Here is an 8,391-nt window from a genome sequence, read left to right as displayed (position 1 = left end):
AACCATGAGCCTCGTCGGTCGCATACCCGGCCCTGACGGCGACATGCAGGTGCTTGGCGTGCCTGCCTGCGCCCTGTACTTCAAGACCACTTTTCTTGACCTTGTGCTGCCGCGCCTTCTGGCCGGGCGTGAGATTACCCGTGCCGAGCTTGCCCGCATGGGCGAGGGCGGTTACTGCCTGGCCTGCCACACCTGCACCTGGCCCAAGTGTTGGTTTGGTAAATAATGGAGTAAAATCCGCAAGTTCGTAGTCAGTTCAACGGCCTGTGAAAAAAAATCGCAGGCCGTTTTTCTGGCCGCTTTTGCGGTCGGGCCGGGTTGGTGGCAGGGACGTAAAAAAAATTTTTATGCCAAATAAAATAAGAAAAGAAAACTTCAGTAATTTCAGTGGATATTATGTACACGTTTTTTGTGGTTTTTCAGCAAAAAAAGGGCTGCACTGAATCATCGTGCAAGTATCTTGCTGTAATGGTATGACAATTTGCATGATAGGGAAAAATATCACAAACACTTGAAACAATAATATAAAATCTCGAACAATCTTGCGACATCACGTTTTTTGGAATATGGTGACCGCAACTCTTTATTATTATCAAGGCGTACACATTGTCGCCAAAGCATCTTTTGCGCGGCCGCCTGCCTCGGCCCCGCGCATGTGACAGGCACAAACAAGGAGAGGTCTCATGAAAAGCACTCGACGGAGTTTTCTCAAAGGTGTCGGTGCAGGGGTATTATGCCTTACGCTGGGGCACCTGGGTTTTGACCTGGGCGAAGCCCAGGCATACGCCGGCAAGCTCAAGATCGAGGGTGCCAAGGAAGTACAAAGCATCTGCCCCTTCTGTTCCGTTCAGTGTCAGGTTATCGCTTACGTCAAGGGTGGCAAGCTTGTCTCCACTGAGGGCGATCCGGACTTTCCCATTACCGAAGGCGCGCTGTGCGCCAAGGGCGCGGCGCTGTACTCCATGTACACCAGCGACCACCGCCTGATGAAGCCCATGTATCGCGCTCCTTTCAGCGATAAGTGGGAAGAAAAGGATTGGGACTGGACCCTTGAGCAAATAGCGCGCCGCGTCAAGGATGCACGCGACAAGGATATGATCCTGAAAAATGACAAGGGACAGACGGTCAACCGTCTGGAAAGCATCTTCTGGATGGGTACGTCGCACGCTTCCAACGAAGAGTGCGCGGTGATCCATCAAGCCTTGCGCGGCCTGGGTGTTGTCCATATGGACCACCAGGCGCGGGTCTGACACAGCCCCACTGTTGCGGCTCTGGCAGAGTCGTTCGGACGCGGTGCAATGACCAACCACTGGATCGACATCAAGAATGCCGATGCGGTGCTTATTATCGGCAGCAATGCCGCTGAACATCATCCCGTGGCTTTCAAGTGGATCATGAAGGCCAAGGACAACGGGGCCGTGCTCATGCACGTCGACCCCAAATTCTCGCGCACATCCGCCAGGTGTGATTTCCACGTACCCCTTCGGTCGGGTACGGACATTCCCTTCCTGGGCGGCATGCTCAACTACATCCTTGCAAACGGATTGTACCAGAAGGATTACGTCAACAACTACACCAACGCGGCCTTCGTTGTGGGTGACGGCTACGCCTTTGAAGACGGGCTGTTCAGCGGCTATGACGCTGCCACCCGCAAGTATGACAAAAGCAAGTGGGCCTTGGCCAAGGGGCCTGACGGCGGTCCTGTGGTGGATCCCACGCACAAGAACCCGCGCTGCGTCATCAACCTCATGAAGGACCATTACTCCCGCTATACGCTTAAAAACGTTTCCGACGTTACGGGCGTTTCGCAGGACAACCTGCTCAAGGTGTACAAAAACTTCTGCGCTACCGGCAGGCCGGACAAGGCGGGGACCATTCTTTACGCTCTGGGCTGGACACAGCACACCGTTGGCGTACAGAACATCCGCCTTTCGAGCCTTGTGCAGCTTTTGCTGGGCAACATCGGTATCGCAGGGGGCGGCATCAACGCGCTGCGCGGCGAACCCAACGTGCAGGGCTCCACAGACCATGCCCTGCTGTACAACAACATTCCCGGCTACCACGGTACGCCCCAGGCCCCGTGGCAGACTCTGGCCGAATACAACAAGGCCAATACCCCGGTGACGGCCGTGTCCAACAGCGCCAACTGGTGGGGCAACAGGCCGAAATATGTGACAAGTCTGCTCAAGGGCTGGTACGGCGATGCCGCCACCCCCGAAAACGACTTCTGCTACAGTCTGCTGCCCAAACTGGAACCGGGCGAGGACTATTCGTACATGTTCGCTATGGACAGGATATACAACAACAAGATCAAGGGCGGCTTCATCATGGGCGTAAACCCCATGAACAGCTTCCCCAATACCAACAAGATGCGGGTAGCCCTGGACAATCTTGACTGGTTGGTCTGTTCTGAAATCCATAACTCGGAAACCACGGACAACTGGCAACGCCCCGGCGTGGATCCCAAGACCAAAAAGACCGAGGTCTTTTTGCTGCCTTCGGCTCACCGCATTGAAAAGGCGGGAACCATCAGCAACAGCGGACGCTGGCTGCAGTGGTTCGACAAGGCCGTGGAGCCGGCCGGCGAGGCGCGCAACTTCGCTGATGTGGTTGTGCCGCTGTTTAACACCATCCGCCGCATGTACAAGGAAGAGGGCGGGGTGCTGCCCGAAGCCGTGCTCCAGATGAACTGGACGGACAAGTACGACCCCGAAGACTGGGCCAGGCGCATCAACGGCTTCTTCTGGGCCGACTCCAAGGTGGGCGACAAAGCGTATAAGCGCGGTCAGCTTGTGCCTACCTTCGGTGTGCTCAAGGATGACGGCACAACGTCTTCACTCAACTGGATATATACCGGAAGCTGGACGGAAGAAGACGGTAACAAATCGCGGCGGCGCGACCCCAGCCAGACGCCCATGCAGGCCAAGATCGGGCTTTACCCCAATTGGTCCTGGTGTTGGCCGCTCAACAGGCGCATCCTTTACAACCGCGCCTCGGTGGACATGAACGGCAAGCCTTTCAACCCCGACAGGGCTGTCATCGAATGGGACGGCAGCAAGTGGGTGGGCGATGTGCCAGACGGCCCGTGGCCGCCCATGTCTGACCCCAAGGGCAAGCTGCCTTTCATCATGGTCAAGGACGGGCTTGCCCAGTTCTACGGGCCTGGCCCGGCTGACGGTCCGTTCCCCGAACACTACGAACCTGCTGAAACGCCCCTGGCGAGCCATCCGTTCTCCAAGCAGCTCAGCAGCCCGGTGTATAAGTATCACAAGACCGACATGGACAAGATCGCGCCTCCGGCCGACCCGCGTTACCCCATAGTGCTGACCACCTACAGCCTTACCGAGCACTGGTGTGGCGGCGGTGAAACGCGCAACGTGCCCAACCTGCTGGAAACAGAGCCGCAGCTTTATGTGGAAATGAGCCACGAGCTGGCGAAGGAAAAGGGCATCAAGAACGGCGACGGTGTTGTGCTTGAAAGCGCGCGTGGCAATTGCGAGGCCATCGCTATGGTGACGGTGCGCATACGGCCCTTCACGGTTATGGGCAAGACAGTCCATCTGGTGGGCATGCCCTTTGCCTTTGGCTGGACAACGCCGAAAACCGGCGACTCCACCAACAGGCTTACCGTGGGCGCGTACGATCCCAATACCACCATTCCCGAGTCCAAAGCCTGCTGCGTCAACCTGCGCAAGGCTGAAAAACTCACCGAAATAGGCTAACGCGAAGGGCGCGCCCTCCCGTGAGGGCGCGCCTGACAAGGAGCATACTATGCCGAAAACATTCTTAGTTGACACCACGCGGTGCACGGCATGTCGTGGCTGCCAGTTGGCCTGTAAGGAATGGCATGATCTGCCTGCCAACCACACCAAACAGCTCGGCACGCATCAGAATCCGCCGGATCTGAATCCCAACAACCTCAAGATTGTTCGCTTTCACGAATATATCAATGACCAGGGCGACGTGGTCTGGAACTTCTTTCCCGACCAGTGCCGCCATTGCCTTACGCCGCCCTGCGTGGACGTGGCGGACATGGCTGTGCCGGGCGCCATCATACACGACAAGAAAACAGGGGCCGTGCTGGCTACGGAAAAATCGTCCAAGCTCAGCGAGGACGATGCCCAGGCCATACAGGAGGCCTGTCCTTATAATATCCCCAGGCGCGACCCTGAAAGTGGCCGCCTGACCAAGTGTGACATGTGCATTGACCGTGTCAGCGCGGGCATGCAGCCCATCTGCGTCAAAACCTGCCCCACGGGGGCCATGGTTTTCGGCGAGCGTGAAGAAATGCTGCCCCTGGCCCAAAAACGCCTTGAGACCGCCAAAAAACGTTGGCCCAAGGCTTTTCTGGCCGATATGGAAGATGTCAGCGTTATCTACCTGCTGGCCGACACCAAGGACAAGTATTACGAGTTCGCGGCCTTTATGTAGAGCGCTTCAGTCAGGTTTCAGTTTGGCATTGCCATAATTGTCAACTGAAACTATGCTGATCCACAGCGTTGGCGTCAGGCCTGCAGGGTATTCAACGGCTTCCGGCGTCATGCCGGAAGCCGGAACACACGGCACGGCCGGGCGGAACACTTGGGCATATCCCCGGCGAAAAGGCGTTTTCGCCGGAAACAGGCGGGCCGCTTTTGCAGTCGGGCCAGTGATACGGCATCAAGTGCGGCGCGCGGGAAACAGCCCGCGCGCCGCTGTCACCTTTCGGACGGAGGTTCCGGCCTCCGGGTTTTGGAGCATCAATGGCCTCATCCTGCCAAAGCGTGGCAAAAACCCTGGCGGAGGTAGTGGAATACCGCCCCGTGCTGGAACCCGTGCTGCGGGCGTTTGGACCCTTGCTGGCCGCCCAGGCCCAACTGGTTGATGATCTGGCCGACAGCATACGCGCTGCGGGGTTGAGCCTGCCTGAAGCACAGCCCGGCGCACTGGAACAGGGGCTTTCCCTGCTGGCTGGCGTGCCGCTGACAGGAGCCGCCGCGCCGTTGCGCCAAAGCGCAGAAACATTGCTGCCTCTTTTGGCGGGGCTTGAAACCATGACCCCTCATATGCCCGCCCTTGAGGCTTTTTTGCTGGCTCCGGCGACCGCAACGGCAAAGAAGGGCAAAGGGGCCAAAGTCTTGCGGGATCCGCGCGAAGCGCTGGCCGAGGCTTTGTTGTCGGGCAACAGCGAAGAAGAAACCCGTCTTGCTGCCGAGCATGACCTTGATCCTTCGGTTCTGCACTTTGCCTTTGGATTTGTGCTGGCCCCGGTTTTGCGTGCCATTGCGGCAGGGAGCCTGCCGGAAGAAGGGGAAGCCCCCTGGGATGCGGGCAGCCTGTGGCGGCAGGGCTACTGCCCTGTCTGTGGCAGCTTTGCCACCATTGCCTGGTTGGACAAACCCCTTGTTGACGAAAAAAATGCCTATCTGGTCGGTGGCGGCGGCAAGAAGCACCTGCACTGCGGCCTGTGCGGCACTGACTGGAAATTTATGCGCGGAACCTGCCCCTCGTGCGGCGAAAAGGGCAGCGGCGTCATTGAAATGTTGCGCGAAAGCGGCCCGGCGGCGCACGGTGAGCGGCTGGACTGGTGTACCAAGTGCAAAGCCTACTGCCCCACGGTGGACCTGCGTGAACGCGACGGGATCCCGGATATGGATGCGCTGGCTCTGGGCATGATGCATCTGGACATGGTGGCGGCCCGCAAAAAGTTGCGCCCGCTCAAGATTTCGTTCTGGAATACTTTTTAGAGCATTTACACTTTTTCAAAGGTAAAATGCTCTAAGCCGGAAACAGGTAGGCGGCTATGGCGGCATGGGTTTGCACGCGCCATGAACAGCCGTAAGCGCGAAGAGTTGTGTGTGAAAGGTCGGAAGCATGACGGACCGGGCCGACGGGCAGGAGCGCGCCCGCAAGCCGCCGGGCTGACGGAAGCGTCAGCGGCCAGGCTGGCCGGACGGTTCGGCATGCGCAGAGACACCAAGGTAACCATCGGAGTAGTGAGGATTTTTGCTCTTTGCCAGAGCTGACGAAGTCCGGGCGGAGTCAAGTGCATCACACATGCATGAGGTTTCTGCAGGAGGACTGATGCGGGCAGAGGACAAAAATGATCATTACTCAGGGTTTCCGAAGATTTACTACCTCAGGAGGAGCTTGTTCATGAAAACCCTGGTCTTCACTCTTTTTGCCCTGATGTTTCTGTGGGCCGGCGGCGCACAGGCCCGCAGCGTCAAGGAGATGTCGCAAGTTATCAAAGAACCTATTGAAATTGAAGCTTCCGGCTCCAAACGCATGAACGTCATGTTTCCCCACACCGCGCACAAGGGTATTTCCTGCTTCCATTGCCACCACGAAGAAGGCAGCGATGGCCGCTATGTGGCCTGTACCGAGTGTCACGCCACGCCCGGCGCGCGTGAACGCGATCCCATGAGCATGTTTATGGCATTCCACTCCAAGAATGGCGACCGTTCGTGCCTTGGCTGCCACAAAAAGCTTGCTGCTGAGAATCCGGGCAAGTTCCCGCAGTTCAAGGGCTGCCGTCCTTGCCACATGAGCCCCGCCGCGCGTGAAGCCGCCGAGGCCGCCAAGGCTGCCAAAAAGTAATTTTGCATGACATGCGGCAAGTGTGCCGAATGCCGGATGCCGGTCAACCCAGGTTGACCGGCATCCTTGTTGTCTGGAGCATTCTGCTGCCAGAATTATTCAGCATGGGGCACAGGGCTTTTAAGCAGGCAACAAAAAAAGCCCTTGCGGCATAGCCGTAAGGGCGTGTTCTTTCTCTGGAGCGGGAAACGGGATTTGAACCCGCAACCTTCAGCTTGGGAAGCTGACACTCTACCGTTGAGTTATTCCCGCAAAAGTGGAGCGGGAGACGGGATTTGAACCCGCGACTTCAACCTTGGCAAGGTTGCACTCTACCACTGAGTTACTCCCGCGTGGTCTGCGAAACGGCGAAGCGTGAAAATTTTTTGGAGGCGGCATCCAGATTTGAACTGGAGATGGAGGTTTTGCAGACCTCTGCCTTACCACTTGGCTATGCCGCCAGCAAAAAAGTGGAGCGGGAGACGGGATTTGAACCCGCGACTTCAACCTTGGCAAGGTTGCACTCTACCACTGAGTTACTCCCGCTCAGCGAGGTATGCTTTTACGTGGATTAGGCCTGAGTGTCAAGCTTTGTTCCATAAATTTCGAAAAGTTTTATTTTTTTCTGCTAGAGCAGTTTGCGAATGAAACGAGTCAACTGCTCTGCAAGGATTTTCCTGAAAATCCTTGCCGCGAAATGCGAGCAGGCAGGCTTTTGCCTGCCGTAAGCAAGCATTTCAAGTGTTAAATGCTCTAGAGCAGTTTACGAATGAAACGAGTCAACTGCTCTGCAAGGATTTTCCTGAAAATCCTTGCCGCGAAATGCGAGCAGGCAGGCTTTTGCCTGCCGTAAGCAAGCATTTCAAGTGTTAAATGCTCTATTTGATGTGCAAAACCGGCATGAAATTGCCCCGCGGTCCGGGGAGGGCAGCCAAAAATCAGGCGGGCCGTAGTGGCCCGCCTGAAGTTCGGTTCTGTCCCAAAGTGTATGCGGCGTGCGCTACGATTTTTCGCGCTGATCCACGATGCGTTGGGCCTTGCCTTCAGAGCGCTGGATGGAGCGCGGCTCCATCAGGCGCACCTTGGCCGAGACTCCCAAGAATTCCTTGATGCTTTTTTGCAGGCGGTTTTCAAGCATTTGCAGTTTGCGGATCTCGTCGGCAAACAGGGTGTCGCTGACTTCCACGCGCACCTCAAGAGTATCCAGATTGTTGGATGTACCCACAATGATCTGATAGTTGGGCGTAAGGCCGTCACTTTCCATAAGCAGGCCTTCGATCTGCTGCGGAAAGACGTTGACACCGCGTATGATGAGCATGTCGTCGCTGCGGCCCTGAAGGCGCGAAATGCGCACATGTGTGCGCCCGCAGCGGCAGGGGGTGTAGTCAAGGCTTGTGAGGTCGCGGGTGCGGTAGCGCAGCATGGGTATGCCCTCTTTGGTGAGGGTGGTCAGCACCAGTTCGCCCACCTGGCCGGGAGGCAGTTGCTCGCCGGTCACGGGGTCGATGATCTCCGGCAGAATGTGGTCTTCCCACAGGTGCATGCCGTGTTTTGCCTCAACACATTCCATAGCCACGCCGGGCCCCATAATTTCAGAAAGGCCGTAGATGTTCATGGCGTCCATGCCCATCTTTTCCTCAATATCGCGGCGCATGGCTTCTGACCACGGCTCCGCGCCAAAAATGCCTGTGCGCAGCGGCAGTTCGCGAAAATCCACTCCGGACTCGTGGGCGGCTTCCCAGAGATGCAGGGCGTAAGAGGGGGTGGCGCACAGCACCGTGGCCCCGAAATCCCGCATCAGGTGAGCCTGACGGCGCGTGGCTCCGCCGGATG

At 57.2% G+C, this 8,391-nt stretch carries 5 protein-coding genes, 4 tRNA genes and 1 pseudogene; 5 read left to right on the top strand and 5 right to left on the bottom strand.

What is annotated here, in order from left to right; genetic code table 11:
• The 5 genes and pseudogenes from V6C16_RS05110 to V6C16_RS05090 form a co-directional block, all read left to right on the top strand.
• A pseudogene (locus V6C16_RS05110) lies at positions 1-226 on the top strand (FmdE family protein); the annotation flags it as partial.
• Positions 227-683: 457 nt separating this feature from the next.
• Complete coding sequence (fdnG, locus tag V6C16_RS05105) at positions 684-3,722, top strand: formate dehydrogenase-N subunit alpha (protein WP_333534644.1); 3,039 nt, start codon at positions 684-686, stop codon at positions 3,720-3,722.
• A 49-nt stretch (positions 3,723-3,771) separates the two neighbouring features.
• The gene (locus tag V6C16_RS05100) at positions 3,772-4,431 is read left to right on the top strand and encodes a 4Fe-4S dicluster domain-containing protein (RefSeq protein ID WP_333534645.1); all 660 of its coding nucleotides are present in this window, start codon (positions 3,772-3,774) and stop codon (positions 4,429-4,431) included.
• 311 nt (positions 4,432-4,742) lie between these two features.
• Positions 4,743-5,726 (top strand): formate dehydrogenase accessory protein FdhE, encoded by a 984-nt coding sequence (locus V6C16_RS05095; RefSeq protein WP_333542840.1) that lies wholly within the window; start codon positions 4,743-4,745, stop codon positions 5,724-5,726.
• 409 nt (positions 5,727-6,135) lie between these two features.
• A complete protein-coding gene (locus V6C16_RS05090) occupies positions 6,136-6,579 on the top strand; it encodes a cytochrome c3 family protein (RefSeq protein WP_333536049.1) in 444 nt (147 codons plus the stop codon).
• Between the two features lie 177 nt (positions 6,580-6,756).
• On the opposite strand, the gene V6C16_RS05085 is transcribed toward V6C16_RS05090, so the two are convergent.
• The 5 genes from V6C16_RS05085 to V6C16_RS05065 all read right to left on the bottom strand — a co-directional run.
• Positions 6,757-6,831, bottom strand: a tRNA-Gly gene (locus V6C16_RS05085).
• A gap of 5 nt (positions 6,832-6,836) precedes the next feature.
• A tRNA-Gly gene (locus V6C16_RS05080) sits at positions 6,837-6,911 on the bottom strand.
• A 34-nt stretch (positions 6,912-6,945) separates the two neighbouring features.
• Positions 6,946-7,019: transfer RNA gene (locus tag V6C16_RS05075), tRNA-Cys, on the bottom strand.
• Between the two features lie 10 nt (positions 7,020-7,029).
• Positions 7,030-7,104, bottom strand: a tRNA-Gly gene (locus V6C16_RS05070).
• Between the two features lie 454 nt (positions 7,105-7,558).
• The coding region (locus tag V6C16_RS05065) for a phenylacetate--CoA ligase family protein (RefSeq protein WP_333542839.1) at positions 7,559-8,391 on the bottom strand (833 nt) is incomplete at its 5' end.

Source organism: Desulfovibrio sp. 1188_IL3213 (assembly GCF_036763145.1).
GTDB lineage: Bacteria > Desulfobacterota > Desulfovibrionia > Desulfovibrionales > Desulfovibrionaceae > Desulfovibrio.
This window is presented reverse-complemented; position numbering and strand designations above follow the sequence as displayed.